This window comes from Streptomyces sp. NPDC050287 (genome assembly GCF_044459385.1).
Classification (GTDB): Bacteria; Actinomycetota; Actinomycetes; order Streptomycetales; family Streptomycetaceae; genus Streptomyces.
Genome location: NZ_JBITIY010000012.1, coordinates 85,534 through 101,318, shown reverse-complemented (window position 1 = coordinate 101,318; position 15,785 = coordinate 85,534). Strand labels below are relative to the sequence as shown.

14 protein-coding genes and 1 pseudogene are annotated in these 15,785 nt (G+C 71.5%); 11 read left to right on the top strand and 4 right to left on the bottom strand.

The features are described 5' to 3' along the window. Positions 1–71 precede the first annotated feature (71 nt). From ACIBK3_RS34540 to ACIBK3_RS34530, 3 genes are all read right to left on the bottom strand, one after another. Complete coding sequence (locus ACIBK3_RS34540; RefSeq protein ID WP_399371499.1) at positions 72–872, bottom strand: ThuA domain-containing protein; 801 nt, start codon at positions 870–872, stop codon at positions 72–74. A gap of 3 nt (positions 873–875) precedes the next feature. Continuing rightward, complete coding sequence (locus ACIBK3_RS34535) at positions 876–1,640, bottom strand: SDR family NAD(P)-dependent oxidoreductase (protein WP_399371497.1); 765 nt, start codon at positions 1,638–1,640, stop codon at positions 876–878. Between the two features lie 62 nt (positions 1,641–1,702). Beyond that, on the bottom strand, positions 1,703–2,953 hold the full coding sequence (locus tag ACIBK3_RS34530) for an acyl-CoA dehydrogenase family protein (protein WP_399371496.1): 1,251 nt from the start codon (positions 2,951–2,953) through the stop codon (positions 1,703–1,705). Positions 2,954–3,200: 247 nt separating this feature from the next. Between ACIBK3_RS34530 and ACIBK3_RS34525 the strand changes: the two genes are divergently transcribed. The 4 genes from ACIBK3_RS34525 to ACIBK3_RS34510 are packed head-to-tail and all read left to right on the top strand — an operon-like array spanning position 3,201 to position 7,670. Beyond that, positions 3,201–4,739: an AMP-binding protein gene (locus ACIBK3_RS34525; protein ID WP_399371493.1), complete on the top strand. Its 1,539-nt coding sequence runs from the start codon at positions 3,201–3,203 to the stop codon at positions 4,737–4,739. A 42-nt stretch (positions 4,740–4,781) separates the two neighbouring features. Beyond that, positions 4,782–5,387: a histidine phosphatase family protein gene (locus ACIBK3_RS34520; RefSeq protein WP_399371492.1), complete on the top strand. Its 606-nt coding sequence runs from the start codon at positions 4,782–4,784 to the stop codon at positions 5,385–5,387. A 40-nt stretch (positions 5,388–5,427) separates the two neighbouring features. Next, positions 5,428–6,615, top strand: a complete 1,188-nt coding sequence (locus tag ACIBK3_RS34515; protein ID WP_399371491.1) for an acetyl-CoA C-acetyltransferase — start codon at positions 5,428–5,430, stop codon at positions 6,613–6,615. A gap of 53 nt (positions 6,616–6,668) precedes the next feature. Beyond that, positions 6,669–7,670: a PDR/VanB family oxidoreductase gene (locus tag ACIBK3_RS34510; RefSeq protein WP_399371490.1), complete on the top strand. Its 1,002-nt coding sequence runs from the start codon at positions 6,669–6,671 to the stop codon at positions 7,668–7,670. A gap of 72 nt (positions 7,671–7,742) precedes the next feature. Here ACIBK3_RS34510 and ACIBK3_RS34505 read toward each other — a convergent pair whose 3' ends face one another. After that, positions 7,743–8,183 carry a MarR family winged helix-turn-helix transcriptional regulator gene (locus ACIBK3_RS34505; protein ID WP_399371489.1) on the bottom strand — a complete coding sequence of 147 codons (441 nt, stop codon included), beginning with the start codon at positions 8,181–8,183 and terminating at the stop codon, positions 7,743–7,745. A gap of 161 nt (positions 8,184–8,344) precedes the next feature. On the opposite strand from ACIBK3_RS34505, the gene ACIBK3_RS34500 reads away from it, so the two are divergent. The 7 genes and pseudogenes from ACIBK3_RS34500 to ACIBK3_RS34470 all read left to right on the top strand — a co-directional run. Continuing rightward, positions 8,345–9,442, top strand: coding sequence for a substrate-binding domain-containing protein (locus ACIBK3_RS34500; protein WP_399371695.1), 1,098 nt, complete (start codon positions 8,345–8,347; stop codon positions 9,440–9,442). Between the two features lie 108 nt (positions 9,443–9,550). Next, a complete protein-coding gene (locus ACIBK3_RS34495; protein ID WP_399371487.1) occupies positions 9,551–9,832 on the top strand; it encodes an FmdB family zinc ribbon protein in 282 nt (93 codons plus the stop codon). Between the two features lie 25 nt (positions 9,833–9,857). Beyond that, positions 9,858–11,105, top strand: coding sequence for a formamidase (fmdA, locus tag ACIBK3_RS34490; protein WP_030678554.1), 1,248 nt, complete (start codon positions 9,858–9,860; stop codon positions 11,103–11,105). Between the two features lie 63 nt (positions 11,106–11,168). Next, positions 11,169–12,203: an alpha/beta fold hydrolase gene (locus tag ACIBK3_RS34485; RefSeq protein WP_399371485.1), complete on the top strand. Its 1,035-nt coding sequence runs from the start codon at positions 11,169–11,171 to the stop codon at positions 12,201–12,203. A gap of 2 nt (positions 12,204–12,205) precedes the next feature. After that, on the top strand, positions 12,206–12,808 hold the full coding sequence (locus tag ACIBK3_RS34480) for a DUF1097 domain-containing protein (protein WP_399371484.1): 603 nt from the start codon (positions 12,206–12,208) through the stop codon (positions 12,806–12,808). A 688-nt stretch (positions 12,809–13,496) separates the two neighbouring features. Further along, positions 13,497–15,152: an FAD-dependent oxidoreductase gene (locus tag ACIBK3_RS34475; protein WP_399371483.1), complete on the top strand. Its 1,656-nt coding sequence runs from the start codon at positions 13,497–13,499 to the stop codon at positions 15,150–15,152. A gap of 176 nt (positions 15,153–15,328) precedes the next feature. Continuing rightward, a pseudogene (locus tag ACIBK3_RS34470) lies at positions 15,329–15,785 on the top strand (hypothetical protein); the annotation flags it as partial.

The window sequence follows — 15,785 nt, the reverse complement described above, 5'->3', positions numbered from 1 at the left end:
CTCCGCCCCGGACCCCGCTCCTCAAACGCCGGAGGGGCTGATTTTCAGCCCGTCCAGCGGGGGGCGACAACTCATGAGGCCGGCACCCGCGCCGCGCTCGGAACCCTCACGCCCACCATCCGCTCCACGCAACGCCCCAGCACCGTCAGGAACTCCGGCGTCTCCCAGGGCCCGCGGTCCACCCGCCCCGTGTCGTCCACGCCCAGATCCTGCACGTCGTACCGCCCGCGACAGTGCCCGAGGCTGAAGTAGCAGACCTCGCCGGCACCGTGGCGCTTCAGGTACAGCACGGGACGGGGCGCGTCGTCGCGTGCGGCCGTGTCGCCCTCCTCGAACCCGCGGCACGGCCCCGTGTACTCGGCGTGCAGCAGCACCTCCAGCTCCCCGTGCAGTTCGCACACGTACAGCTCGTCGGTGACCGTGAACGGTGCGATCCCGGCGACCAGCGGATGGTCCGGCCGGGTCACCCGCACCTTGTACGGCTCGATCGGCGGGTGGGCCAGGAACTGGCTGCCGAGGACGCCGGCCAGGTCGCCGAACAGCCGCGGGGTGGTGAACACCCGGGGCCCGCCGGTGGCCGGTGCCTCGATCACCGCGTTGGTGCCGTGCAGGGCGAGCCAGCGCCCGCCCCGCTCCACGAACCGTGCCAGCGCTGCCCGTTGGGACGGGCGGGGCCGCACATCGCAGGTGTAGGTCACCAGCAGATCGGCCTTGTCCAGCGCGGGCAGGCAGTCGTAGTCCTGGTGGACGCTGGTGCGCACGCGGGGGTGGCCGCCCAGCAGGTCCAGCAGCCGCAGCCGCGCATAGTCGAAGTCGTGCCACTTCCCGCCGCAGACCAGTACCGCGTCCAGGCGGCCCGCCGGGCCCGCCACGGCTCAGTACTGGACGCGGGTGAGCAGCCCGCCGTCCACCACGAGGTTGACCCCGACGCAGAACGAACCGGTCCGCCCCAGGAGGAACGCCACCGCGGCGGCCACGTCCTCAGCGGTGCCGTAGCGGCCGATCGGCAGCTTGGCGAGGACCTCCTCGTACACCTCCGGGCGGCTGGTGCGGATGGTCTCCCAGGCGCCGCCGGGGAAGTCGATCGGGCCGGGCGAGACGGTGTTGACCCGGATGCCCTTCGGGGCGAGGGAGTGTGCGAGCGCGGAGGCGTGCTGGACGACGGCGGCTTTCAGGGCGGAGTACGAGTTGGCTCCGGCCGGGCGTGCGGTGTCCGAGGCGTTGGTGGTGCCGATGGCCACCACGGCGGCCCGCTCGGAGGCCTCCAGGTACGGCATGGCCGCCTCGACGAGTCCCGCGAAGGGGACCAGGTCGCCGCGCAGGCTCGCCTCCCACGACTCGGGGCCCTTGACGTTGCCCGCCGAGACATTGGACACCAGCAGGTCAAGGCCGCCGAGTTCGGCTGCCGCCCGCTCCACGAAGCCCGCGAGCGCGGCCGGGTCGGTGACGTCGACCGGCTCGGCGAACACGGTCGCCCCTTCGCCGCGCAGTTCGGCGGCGGCCTTGGCGAGCGCCTCCTCGCCGCGGGCGCACAGGGCCAGCGCGCAGCCCTCGGCGGCGAGGGTTCCCGCGATCGCCCGGCCGATGCCCCGGCTCGCGCCGGTCACCACAGCCTTCGCACCTGTCAGTCCAAGATCCATCGATGTCACTCCTCAGTGCCTTTGTCGCGTTGTTGCTTGGCGGGATGCCTGCGTTGTTGCGGTCAGTTGCCGGGCAGTTCGGAGAACGGCACCTTGTCGACCCGCGGCTCCCCCGGCAGCTTCAGCACCCGTTCGCCGATCAGGTTGCGCTGGATCTGGTCGGTGCCGCCGGCCAGCCGGTAGCCGGGGGCCCCGAGCAGGTGCTGCGTCCAGGCGAAGGTGCCCGCCTCGCCGGTGTCGGCGGTGATGCGGGCTCCCATGAGTTCGGCGGCCACCTGGCCGGTGCGGGTGAGCAGGTCGGAAGCCATGAGCTTGGTCAGCGAGGCCTCGGGGCCCGGACGTCCGCCGGCCGCGCTCGCCCTGGCGACCCGGTCCACGGTCGCGGCGCGCAGCGCGCTGCGGACGTACAGGTCGGCCAGCCGCTGACGTACCAGCGGGTCCTCGGTCCGGTTCAGGGAGCGGGCGAGGGCGAGTACGTCGTCGAACGTGCCGCCCTTGCGCCGGTTGCCGGAGCCGGAGGCGGTGCGCTCGAAGGCGAGGGTGGCATTGGCGACCTCCCAGCCCTGGCCGGGGCGTCCGATCCGCAGCCCGTCGGGGACACGTACGCCGCTGAGGAAGACCTCGTTGAAGGAGGCGCCGCCGCTCATCTGACGGATCGGGCGGATCTCCACGCCCGGGCTGTCCATGGGGACCAGGAAGGCGGTGATGCCGGCCTGCTTGACGACGTCCGGGTCGGTGCGGGCGAGCAGCAGGCCGTGGTCGGCGAACTGGGCGCCCGAGGTCCACACCTTCTGGCCGTCGATCACCCACTCCTCACCGTCCTTGCGGGCCTTGGTGCGCAGGGCGGCCAGGTCGGAACCGGCGCCGGGCTCGCTGAAGAGCTGGCAGGCCAGCAGGTCCGTACGGAGGAAGGCGCGCGCGTAGGTCTCGCGCTGCTCGGGCGTGCCGAACAGCGAGACCGACATCGCGACCAGTCGCACCGTGACGCTGATCAGCTCGGTGGACGGCGGTACGTCGAACGCCGACTCCTCCTCGGCGAAGACGGCCGCGTGGGCGGCGGTCAGTCCCTGGCCGCCGTTCTGTCTGGGGAGGGTGAGGGCCTGGTAGCCGGCGTCGTGGCGGGCTCGCTGGTAGGCGCGGCAACGGTCGAGCAGCCGGCGCTCCTCAGCGTCCGTGAGGTTGTGGAAGACGGCGAGATCGGCGGGCTCGGCGGCGGTGTAGCCGGTGGTCTCGGCTGCCCGCCGCGGTTCGAGCACCGTGGCCAGCCACTGCCGGGCCTCGCTTCGCCACTCGTCCACGTTCGGTTGGGGCATGGTGACCTCCTCGGCACACGTGTCCACACGGCACTTACCAGATGACTGCTTCAGTAACGGCGGCTCGGGACTGAGCGCCGCACCGGCTCAGCAGGGAGAAGCACCGTCGACCCGGTCAGAGTGTTCCGTACTTTCTTGATAAACGCTACAGTCTTGTCGTCGACTCTCCCACCTGCCCGGCCGCTGGGCAGACGGGGAAGCCCCGGTGGACGAGGGAGTGGACGAACCGAGGAGCGCCGGAGGATTCATGTCCCTACAGCCACTCGACCTGCGCGCCCGGGAACTGCCGGACGCGACCGCCCTGGCCGATGACACGGAGAGTCTGTCCTGGTCCCGGCTCGCCGATCAGGTGGCACGCCTGACCGGGCGGTTTCTTCAGGTCGCGCCCGACCCGGAGGACCGGGTCGCGGTCCTGGGCGACAACGCCGTGGCCACGATGGTGGCTCATCTCGCCGGGCTGCGGGCCGGTGTCGGCACGGTGGCCGCCTCCCGGCAGCTGACAGTCCGGGAACTGGTCGACCTGCTCACCGACGCGGGCGCGAAGGCGGTGATCAGCGGCCCGGCGGGCGAGTCGGCCGCCCGGCAGGCGGGCGCGGAACTCGGCCTCCCGGTCGTCGTGCACGGCACGCCGGCCAAGGACGACGCCCTCGACTGGACCCAGTGGCTGGCCGAGGCGCAGCCGGTGCCCCAGCCCGTCGGCCGCCCGGCCCGCCCCCCGCTCGTCTACACCTCGGGCACCACCGGACGGGCCCGCGGCACCGAGGTGCGCTGGGTACAGGGGCCGGTGGCGGACAGCGCCGCCTACCTGGACGCCGTGGCCGCCCGTCCCGGCTTCCCACCCGGACCGCACCTGGTGTGCGGCCCGCTCCAGCACAACGGACCGCTCACCTCACTGCGCCATCTCGCCGCGGGCCGCCCGGTGGTGATCCTCGGCCGGTTCGACGCGGAGACGTTCCTGCACCGCGTGGAGCGGTGGCGGGTCACCTCGTCGGTGATGGTGCCGACCCACTTCACCCGTCTGCTCGCCGTGCCCGAGGAGGTACGCGAACGCTACGACGTCTCCAGCCTGATCCAGATCTCGCACACCGGCTCCGCCTGCCCCCCGGAAGTGAAGCGGGCCATGATCGAGTGGTTCGGCCCGGTGCTCACGGAGTCGTACGGGGCCAGCGAGGCGGGCACCGTCGCACGCATCAACAGCACCGAGTGGCTGGAGCACCCCGGCTCGGTGGGACGCGTACAGCCGCCCTTCGACATCCTGGTGACCGACGACGACGGCCGTCCCCTGCCCGCCGGGGAACTCGGTCTGCTCGCCTTCCGGGCGCCCGAGGGTCGCGGTGTGCGCTACCACGCGGACGAGGAGAAGACCAAGGCCGCGTATGTCGCCCCCGGCGTCTTCACCCTCGGCGACATCGGCTACGTCGACCCGGACGGCTACATCTTCATCACCGACCGGGCCTCGGACGTCGTGGTCTCCGGCGGGGTGAACCTGTACCCGGCGGAGAGCGAGGCGGTGCTGCGTGAGCACCCCAAGGTCGCCGAGGTCGCGGTCATCGGCGTGCCCGACCCGGACTTCGGCGAGTCACTGCGGGCCCTGGTCGTGGTGACCGACGCAGGCGAGCCCGCGGACGGGGACCTGGACGCCTTCTGCCGCGAGCGGCTGGCCGCGTACAAGTGCCCGAAGTCGTACGAGGTCGTCCCGGCGCTCGTCCGCAACGCCATGGGCAAGCTCGACAAGCGGGCGATGCGCCGCCCGTACTGGGACTCCGACCGGACGATCGCCGGCTGAGCACCGGTGTTCCCCCCGCACTTCTCCTACGAAGGACGATTCATGACGGAGCTTCTGCTCGTCCGGCACGGCCTCCCCCGCTCCGGCGTGTTCGACCCAGGGCTGTCGCCGGAGGGAGTCATCCAGGCCGAGCGTCTCGCCCCGTGGCTGGCGCGGGAGGGCATCGACGCCCTCTACGCCAGTCCGTACCAGCGGGCCCGTGAGACGGCGGCGCCCCTGGAACGGCTGACGGGCCTGACCGCCACCGTGCTGGACGACCTGCGCGAGTGGGACACCGACGTCTCGCACCCCTACACGCCGCCGGAGCAGATCAACGCGGACGACCCCCGGTCGGTCGCGCTCTCCGAGGGACGGTACGAGGACTTCGTACCGGACCTGGACTGGGACGCGTTCCGGGCCCGGGCGGTGCGGGCCATGAACAGCATGCTGGACGCCCACCCCGGCGGGCGGATCGCGGCCGTGTGCCACGGCGGAATCACCAACACCTACCTGGCGACCGTGCTCGAGATACCGCGGATGTTCTGGTTCCACCCCGGCTACACCTCGGTCAGCAGGGTGCGCCGCATGCCCGGTGGACGGATCGTGCTGCACTCCGTCAACGAGACGGCCCATCTGATCGCGGACCGCGCCGTCGACCCGGTCGGCTGACATCCCCCTCATCTTCCCCACCCTTCAGGAGGCACCGGACATGCCCGGATCCGTCATCGTCGCCGGAGCGAGAACACCCGTCGGCAAGCTCATGGGCGGGCTGAGCAGCCTGTCCGCCGCCGACCTCGGCGCCCATGCCATCGGCGCCGCACTTTCCGCGGCGCGGCTGGACCCGGCCGCCGTACAGGCCGTCGTGATGGGCCATGTCGTCCAGGCCGGCGCCGGCCCCAACACGGCCCGGCAGGCCGCCGTGGCCGCCGGCATCCCCTTCTCCGTGCCGGCGAGCACCGTCAACAAGCTCTGCCTGTCGGGACTGCACGCCATCGCGCTGGCCGACCTCATGATCGCCTCGGGGCGCCACGAGGTGGTCGTGGCGGGCGGCATGGAGTCCATGTCGGGCGCCCCGCATCTGCTGCGGGGGTCCCGCACCGGCTGGAAGTACGGGGCGGCGACCGTCGAGGACGCCCTCGACCGGGACGCGCTGACCTGCGCCTTCGACGGGGTCTCCATGGGCGCGGCCACCGAGCGCTACCAGGGACCGTTCGCGCTCACCCGTGAGGAGCAGGACGAGTACAGCGCGCTGTCGCACCGGCGCGCCCACCTCGCGCAGGAGTCCGGCGCGTTCGCTGCGGAGATCGCGCCGGTCACGGTGGCCGGGCGCCGGGGCGAGACGGTGGTGGAGGCCGACGAGGGCGTCCGCCCGCAGAGCACCGCCGAGAGCCTGGGCCGCCTCAGGCCCGCCTTCTCCTCCGACGGCACGATCACCGCGGGCAACGCCTCGCAGCTGTCCGACGGAGCCGCGGCCGTCGTCGTCATGAGCGCGGACCGCGCCCGCCGGGAGGGGCTGACACCGCTCGCGGAGATCGGCGCCTACGGCACCGTGGCGGGCCCTGATCCCTCGCTGCTCGTCCAGCCGGCCGGCGCGGTCCGCGACGCGCTGTCCAGGGACGGCCTGCTGAAGACGGACGACCTCGACCTGTTCGAGATCAACGAGGCCTTCGCCGGGGTCGCCCTGGCCTCCGTACGCGAACTGGGCGTCTCCCTGGAGAAGGTGAACGTCAACGGCGGAGCGATCGCCCTCGGCCACCCGGTCGGCATGACCGGCGCCCGGCTCGTCCTGTCCCTCGCCCACGAGCTGCGGCGGCGCGGCGGCGGCAGCGGAGTCGCCGCGCTGTGCGGGGGCGGCGGCCAGGGCGACGCACTGCTCCTGCGTGTACCGGGCGCCTGAGGTTCCCGGCCTTCCGCCCCCTCCCCACCCGTACGAGACCCAGGTTGACGCACATGACCAGCCAGCCGCTCCAGGCTTCCAGAGCCCTCCAAGCCTCGCCCGCGGACCTCGAGGAGCTGACCCTCCACGTGGACGCCCGCATCCATGCCGCCGACAGCGTCGTCTCCCTCGTCCTGCGCCGCCCGGACGGTGGACCGCTTCCGGGCTGGGCACCCGGTGCGCACATCGACGTGCTGCTGGACAACGGCCTCATCCGTCAGTACTCCCTGTGCGGGAATCCCGCCGACCGCGCTGCCTGGCAGATCGGCGTCCTGCGCGAACCCGAGAGCCGGGGCGGTTCCGCGTACGTCCACGACGAGGTGCGGGAGGGCTCGGCCGTGCGGGTGCGCGGGCCGCGGAACAACTTCCCGCTGCGCCCGGCCGAGCACCATCTCTTCATCGCGGGCGGCGTCGGCATCACTCCGATCCTGGCGATGGTGGAGGCCGCCGAGGCCTCCGGAGCCGACTGGCGACTTCTCTACGGCGGCCGTACCCGCGCGTCCATGGCGTTCCTGGACCGCCTCGCGCCCTACGGGGACCGGGTGCTGATCCGGCCGCAGGACGAGTACGGCCTGCTGGACCTCGCCGCCTTCCTCGGCACGCCCCGCGCGGACACGCTGGTGCACGCCTGCGGTCCGGAGCCGCTGCTGCGGGCCGCGCAGGAGCGGTGCGCCGGCTGGCCCGCCGGCACGCTGGGCATCGAGCGGTTCGCGCCGGTCCGGCCGGCCGTGGCCGAACAGGCTCCGGCCGCCTCCTTCGAGGTGGTGCTCGCCCGTTCGGGACGCACGCTCACCGTGCCGCCGGACCGTTCGGTGCTCGAAGTGGCCGAGGAGGCGGGTGTCCCGGTGCTGTTCTCCTGCCGGGAAGGCACCTGCGGCACCTGTGAGACGGACGTACTGGAGGGCACGCCGGACCACCGGGACTCGCTGCTCGACGAGGACGAGCGGGCCGCCGGCGAGACCATGCTGATCTGCGTCTCGCGTTCCTGCGGTCCCCGGCTGGTCCTCGACCTCTGAGCGGTGGTGCGGGGCTGGCCGGCCGGTGCGGCGCTCGCGCCGGTCAGCCCAGCCGCCTCGACGCCCGGCCGGTCAGCCCAGCCGCCTCGACGCCCGTTGCAGCAGCGTCCGCAGCAGGGCCGTCTCCTCGGCGCCGAGGGCCGTCACGATGTGCTCCTGCTCGCGTTCGACCGCCGCCGTCCAGCGCGTCAGCGCCTCGGTGCCGCGTTCCGACGCGAACACCAGGACGCGCCGCCGGTCGGCGTCGTCGACCCGGCGCAGGACCAGGTTGAGGGAGACCATACGGTCGACAATCTTGGTCAGGGTCGGCGCGGTCAGCAGGGCGGACTCGGCGACCTCGGTCATGGGATGTCCGGCGCCGTCGCCGAGGAACGACAGCACGCGCCACTCCTCGATCGTCGCGCCCTCCGCCTTCAGCGCCTCACCGAGCCTTTGGACGAGGGTCCGTTCCACGAGCGTGAGGGCTCGTGCCAGGTCGAGGTCGGTTGCGGTCGCGGGGGTGGTGGTGGTCATCGCCCTGCCAGGATTCGTCGTGGGTGTGGGGGGGCTGCAGCGGTCGCGGTCCTACGGGCTCTCGCGGCAGACAGGGTTCACGTGGGGTGGTTCCACGATACAGTCATTTCCTTATCGTGGCGAAATATTCTCGTAGCAACCAATGGTTAGTGTGCATGCCTATGATCGAGAAGGCGTCTGTCCGGCTCGGCTCTCCGGCGGGCCGGACCGGGGACACGCTGGATGTCGCCCTGGTGATCCCGCTCCAGGGCCCGGCCGGGATCTTCGGTCCGTCCTGCGAGTGCTGTGCGCAGCTGGCGGCCGAGGAGGTCAACGCCGAGTCGGGCGTGCTGGGCAGGGAACTGCGGCTGGTGCTGGTCGACGGCGGGGCACCGCCCGAGCAGGTGGCGAGCGAGGTCGACGCGCTGGTCTCCGGCGGCGTCGTCGACGCGGTGGCCGGCTGGCACATCTCCGCCGTCCGGGAGGTCGTCGCCCCGCGCATCGACGGCCGGGTGCCGTACGTCTACACCGCGCTCTACGAAGGCGGCGAACGGTCCCCGGGCGTGTTCCTCACGGGCGAGACCCCGGGCAGCCAACTGCGGCCCGCGCTGCGGTGGTTCGCCGGCGAACTCGGCATCCGGCGCTGGACCATCGTCGGCGACGACTACGTCTGGCCCCGCTCCTCCGCCCGTGCCGCCCACCGCTATCTGCGCGAACTCGGCGGCGAGGTCTGCGACGAGATGTACGTGCCGCTCGGCACCGAGGACTTCGGGCCGGTGCTGGCCCGGGTCGCGGCCAGCGGCTGCGAGGCGGTCCTCATGCTGCTGATCGGTGACGACGCCGTGCTCTTCAACCGGGCGTTCACCGCGGCCGGGCTCGACCGCGACCACATCCGGTTCAGCTCGCTGATCGAGGAGAACGTCCTGCTGGCGACCGGGCCGGAGAACACCCGGGGCCTGATGACCTCGGCCGGCTACTTCGAGGACCTGCCGACCGCGTACGGCCTCGACTTCGCCGCCGCGTACGGGCGCCGGTTCGGGCCCCGGGCGCCCGTGCTCAACAGCCTCGGCGAGTCCTGCTACGAAGGCGTCCGCATGCTCACCGAGCTGCTGCGCCGGGCCGGAGCCGTGGACCTGACCCGGATCCAGGCGGCCGCCGAGGGCCTGGAGTACGAGACTCCGCGGGGCACGGTCCAGATCCAGGACCGCCATCTCAAGCAGCGAGTGTTCCTCGCCGCGGCCGACGGCCTGCGGTGGGACGTACTCCAGCAACTGCCGTAGCCGACCCGGCGCCGGAACCCTTTTACACGCACGTAACACGCCAACCTCTTGCCCATTTGCTTCCGCCAGAAATACTTTCTTCTCGAAGCATTTGGGAGGTTGGTCGTCATGGCCACTTATCAGTACCGCTGCACGGGCTGCGGGACCTTCGACGTGATCCGTCCGATGGGCCAGGCACGCGCCGAAGAGCCGTGCGAAACGTGCGGCGACCGTTCCCGCCGGGTCTACAGCGCGCCGATGCTGGCCCGCACGTCCGCCCCCCTGGCCCGCGCCCTGCGTGCCCAGGAGGCCAGCGCCCATGAACCGCGGGTGGTCACCGAGGTGCCGTCGGCCCGCCGCCGCCCGGCCCTCGCCGCCGATCCGCGTCAAGCCCTGTTGCCCAAGCCCTGATCCACCCGTTTTGGAGGCAGCCCCCATGCCCGAAGTCGTCTTCAGCGTCGACCAGGCCATGTCCATGCGGGACCAGAAGGTCCCCGGCCACAACCGCTGGCACCCCGACATCCCGCCCGCCGTCACCGTCAAGCCGGGCACGGACTTCCGCATCGAGTGCCGCGACTGGACCGACAACCAGATCGGCAACAACGACTCGGCCAACGACGTCCGCGACGTCGACCTCACCCACGCCCACATGCTCAGCGGCCCCATCGCCGTCGAGGGCGCAGAGCCCGGTGACCTGCTCGTCGTCGACATCCTCGACCTGGGCCCCGTACCGCAGGCGCAGGGCGAGGGATCGGGAGAGGGCTGGGGTTACACCGGCGTCTTCGCCAAGAACAACGGCGGCGGCTTCCTCACGGACCGCTTCCCCGACTCGTACAAGGCCGTGTGGGACTTCCACGGCCAGCAGGCCACCTCCCGCCACCTCCCCGGCGTCCGCTACACCGGCATCACCCACCCCGGCCTCTTCGGCACCGCGCCCTCCGCCGAACTGCTGGCCCGCTGGAACGCCCGCGAGCAGGCGCTCATCGACACCGACCCGCACCGTGTGCCGGCGCTCGCCCTGCCCCCGCTCGCCGACAACGCGCTGGCCGGAACGGCGGCCGGCGAGACCGCCACTCGTATCGCCGCCGAAGGGGCCCGCACGGTCCCGGCCCGGGAGAACGGCGGCAACCACGACATCAAGAACTTCACCCGCGGCTCCCGGGTCTTCTACCCCGTGCTTGTCCCCGGCGCCCTGCTGTCCGGCGGCGACCTGCACTTCAGCCAGGGAGACGGTGAGATCACCTTCTGCGGCGCCATCGAGATGGGCGGCTTCATCGACCTGCACGTCGACCTGATCAAGGGCGGCATGGAGAAGTACGGCGTCACGACCAACCCGATCTTCATGCCGGGCAACGTGGCGCCGCAGTACACCGAGTTCATCTCGTTCGTGGGTATCTCGGTCGACCACGAGACCGACACCAACCACTATCTCGACGCGACGATGGCGTACAAGAACGCCTGCCTCAACGCCGTCGACTACCTCACGACCTTCGGCTACAGCGGCGAGCAGGCCTACCTCCTGCTCGGCTCCGCCCCGATCGAGGGCCGGATCAGCGGCGTCGTGGACATCCCGAACGCGTGCAGCACCCTCTACCTCCCGACGGCGATCTTCGACTTCGACATCCGGCCGACGGCCGAAGGGCCGCGGAAGGCCGACCGCGGCCAGTGCGCTGTCACGTCCTGACGCCGCGTCCTGACGTCACGTCCTGAACCGGCAATCCACGGCAGTTCCCGGAAAGGCAGCACCATGAGCGACCATCTCACCTTCCAGCTGGGTGACTTCACCACCCAGGGCGGCGCCACCCTGCGTGGCGCGCACCTCGCCTACACCACGTACGGCGAGCTCAACGCCGACAAGTCCAACGTGATCGTGTACCCCACCTGGTACTCCGGCCGGCACTGGGACAACGAGTGGCTCATCGGCCCCGGCATGGCTCTCGACCCGGCCGAGTACTTCATCATCGTCCCGAACATGCTCGGCAACGGCCTGTCCACCTCGCCGAGCAACACCCCGCCGCCCTACGACCGCGCCCGCTTCCCGGACATCACGGTGTACGACCAGATCGAGGCCCAGTACAAACTGGTCACCGAGGAGTTCGGCATCGAGAAGATCGCTCTCGTGACGGGCTGGTCGATGGGCGCCGGGCAGACCTTCCAATGGGCTGTCAGCCACCCGGAGATGGTCGAGAGAATCGCCCCCTTCTGCGGGTCACCGCGCACCAGCCTCCACAACAAGGTCTTCCTGGAGGGCGTCAAGGCCGCGCTGACCGCCGACGCGGTCTTCAACGGCGGCTGGTACGACGCGGACAAGTGGCCGACCACCGGACTGCGCGCGCTCGCCCGGGTGTACGCGGGATGGGGCTTCTCGCAGGCGTTCTACTGGGAGAAGGAGTACGAGAAGCTCGGCTACACCTCCCTGGAGGACTTCCTCGTCGGCTTCTGGGAGGGCTTCTTCCTCGACGGCCGCGACCCCAACAACCTGCTCACCATGCTCTGGACCTGGCAGAACGGTGACGTCGGTCGCACCCCGGGCTTCAACGGGGACACGGAGGCGGCCCTCGGCTCCATCAAGGCGACCACCCTCGACATGCCCGCCGAGAAGGACCTCTACTTCCCGCCGGAGGACGAGGCCTGGGCCGTCAGTCACATCCCGGGCGCCGAACTCCGCGTGATCCCGGGCATCTGGGGCCACTTCGCCGGCGGCGGCAGCAGCCCCAAGGACACCGAGTTCATCGACACCGGCATCAGGGAACTGCTGGCCAAGCCGGGCGGGTTGGCGTAGCCATGAGCGCCAGACACACCGGACGCACCGGACGCATCACCCTGCCGCACGAGGTCAGCGCCTCGATCGTCGCCTTCGCCACGGTCTTCCTGCTCCTCAGCCCGCTCCACATGCCGACCTGGGCGATCTTCATCACCTGGGCCGGAACGTTCATGCAGGGCGGCCCGAGCATCGCCAACGCCATCTCCATGATCACCGCCACCACGACAGGAGCGGGATTCGCGGTGGTGGCCGTCCTGCTCAACCGCGAGACGGGCACGATGTTCGGCACCGGGGAGTTCGCCCAGACCCTGGCTCTGGGCGTGGTGATCTTCGTCGTCAACGGGACCCTGCTGGCGACCGGCCGGCTGAAGCCGTTCGCTCTCATCCCGGCGATGTTCTTCGGATTCGCGTCGACCTTCGCCACGTACTTCGGCGGGTTCGGCTACGACGGGGGCAATCTGGGCGCCTCGTTCGTCAGCGCCGCCGGGATGTGCGCCCTGGGCCCGCTCGCGGCCACCCTGGGACTCCGGCTGATGTTCGCCCCACCGGCCACGGAACCCGAACCGGCGAAGGAGTACGAGACCGCGGAGGCGACGCCTTCGACCAGCGAGGCAACCGCCTGACCCGGCAGGTGGAACGAGCTGTCGCTGAGGGGGCGGGCCGACCATCGGCCCGCTCCCTCAGCGATGGCAGCCGGCGGGGCCCGTCCGGTCTCATGGCACTCCGCCACAACGGCGCATCACCGGCCGTCAGCCATCAGCCCGCTCTCAGTGCTCGCAGCGTCCGGTGACCGGTCTCCAGACCGGTCTTGATCTTTTTCGCCCCGGCGGAGCAGATCGCGGCGGCGCGGACAGCGCCGATCACCCCGGTCCCGACCACCACCGCGCGCAGCGAACCGCCAACTGGCGCACCTCCGCCAACCGATCCGGCACCGCACCACCAAGTCCACCCGGCTGCTCCCGGCGCACGGCGTCGCCGCCCTCGGCTTCGTCACCGACCTGGGCCCGCTGCGGGATGGGGGCCTCGCCCTGCGGGCCCGACGTCATCGATCCGGAGGCAGCACTGTGGCCCCGGGCATTCCACGGACATGGAGAACGGTGGGCGTCGACACCCCCTCGTGCAGGCCGCGGCGGACAACGCCTGACGAGCGCCGGTCCGCCGAGCCTGTTCCCTCCCTCCCGTGACCTCTGCGCGGGCGAGTCGGGCGGTTAAGCGGGTGAAGCCTGAGCCGTTGTCCGTCGTGCGGGGCATGCATGAGATTCCCGGCCATTTCCGGCCGAATCGGCGGATACAACGCGCTGGAGTCGAGTGATGAACGAAAGAGCCGGTCACCCCGGCGACCTGACCCACAAGGTCCCCGTCCTGATCGTCGGCGGCTCGCTGGTGGGACTGTCGACCTCTCTGTTCCTGGGCCGACTGGGGGTGCGGCACACGCTGGTGGAACGCCACGCCGGCACGTCCCGCCACCCCCGCGGCCGCGGCAACAACGTACGCACCATGGAGCTGTTCCGGGTCGCCGGCGTCGAGCCGGCGATCCACCAGGCGGCGGCCACGCTGGCCGACAACCACGGCATCCTGCAGGCGCCCACCCTGGTCGGCGACGCCGGCGAGTGGCTGTTCCGGGACATCGACCCGGGCGGAGGGCTGGCCCGGTTCAGCCCGAGTTCCTGGTGTCTGTGCAGCCAGAACGACCTGGAGCCGGTCCTGCTCGACCACGCCGGCGGACTCGGCGGCGACCTGCGGTTCCACACCGAACTGATGTCCTTCGACAGCGATCCCACCGGCGTCACCGCCGTGGTCAAGAGCCGCGAGACGGGCGAGCACAGCACCATCCGCGCGGACTACCTGGTCGCCGCCGACGGCCCGCGCAGCCCTGTGCGGGAACAACTGGGCATCGGCCAGAGCGGCCCCGGCGACCTGTTCCACAACATCAGCATCACCTTCCGCTCCCGCCGCCTCGCCGAGGTCGTGGGGGATCGTCGCTTCATCGTCTGCTACCTGACCAGCCCGGAAGCCGACGGCGCGCTGCTGCCCGTCGACAACCGCGAGAACTGGGTCTTCCACGCCCCCTGGCACCCCGAACAGGGCGAGTCCATCGAGGCGTTCACCGACGAGCGCTGCGCCGACCACATCCGCCGGGCGATCGGGGACACGAGCCTCGACGTACAGATCACCGGCAAGGCTCCCTGGCACGCCGCCCAGCGCGTCGCACGGACCTACCGGGCGGGCCGGGTCCTCCTGGCCGGCGACTCGGCCCACGAGATGTCCCCCACCGGGGCCTTCGGCTCCAACACCGGCATCCAGGACGCCCACAACCTCGCCTGGAAACTGGCCGCGGTACTCGGCGGCTGGGCGGGGGACGGACTGCTGGACACCTACGACGCCGAACGTCGCCCGGTGGCGGAGGCCACCAGCGCCCGTGCGGCGGCCCGGTCCGTCGAGCACAGCCACCCCGGCTTCGCCCCGCCGCCCGGCCCCGGTGGCGCCCCTCAGCGCGGCATCCTCAACGTGGCCCTCGGCTACCGCTACCCGAACGGCGCCGTCGTCGGCACCGATCCCGCCACCGCGGTGGTCCCGGAGAGATTGGTCCTGACGGGCGAGCCCGGCAGTCGGGCACCCCACCTGTGGGTACGGCGGCAGGGCGAGCGGATCTCCACTCTCGACCTGTACGAGCGGGCCCTGGTCCTGCTCAGTGACGCCGCCGAGCCGGGCGGATGGCACGAGTGCGCCACCCGCCTCGCCCAGGAGATGTCCCTCCCACTCGCCTCGTACCGGGTCGGGAGCGGGTCCGGGGCCGAGCTCCTACCCGAGGACGGTGCGGACTGGCTGGAAGTCCACGGCCTGGCCCCCGGCGGCGCCGTACTCGTCCGGCCCGACGGGTTCGTCGCCTGGCGCTCGCCCGGTCCGGTTCCGGACGCCGAGTCGACGCTGCGTCATGTCCTGACCCTGACGCTGGCACTGGGCTGACCTGATCCGTCTTCAGGAAACGGTGCGTCCCCTCGATCGCAGGGTGGGGCGCGCTCACCCGGGTGAGCGCCCCAAGTGGTGCAAGTCGCCCGGCGGGCTGACGGTGGATCACGTCAGGCCGGGTCACCTCAGCTGACGAAGCGGCAGCTGCCCGGCCCTGGCGAAAGGACCCTCCTATGCGTTCTCCTCGCATGCTCCTGGCCGCCGCGGCGGCCTCGGCCGTCCTCGCCGTCACCGCACCCGGCGCGTACGCGGCCGGCGGCTGGGACCACGACGACTCGTCGCACGGCAAAGAACACGACAAGGGCGGCAGCCACGACGGGCCGCACGGTGGCATGCACACCGGCGGTGGTGCGCTGACCGCGGTGAACGACGGCCGCCCGGACGGCGACCACTCCTCCAAGGACAACTCGCAGACCTCCAAGGACAACGAGCACGCCGGCAAGGACTCCTCCTCGACCAAGGACCACGAGGACTCCTGGAGCGGCAGCCACGAAAAGCCCAGCGGCGGGATGCACACCGGAGGCGGCGCGCTCACCGCGGTGAACGACGGCCGCCCGGACGGCGACCACTCCTCCAAGGACAACTCGCAGACCTCCAAGGACAACGAGCACGCCGGCAAGGACTCCTCCT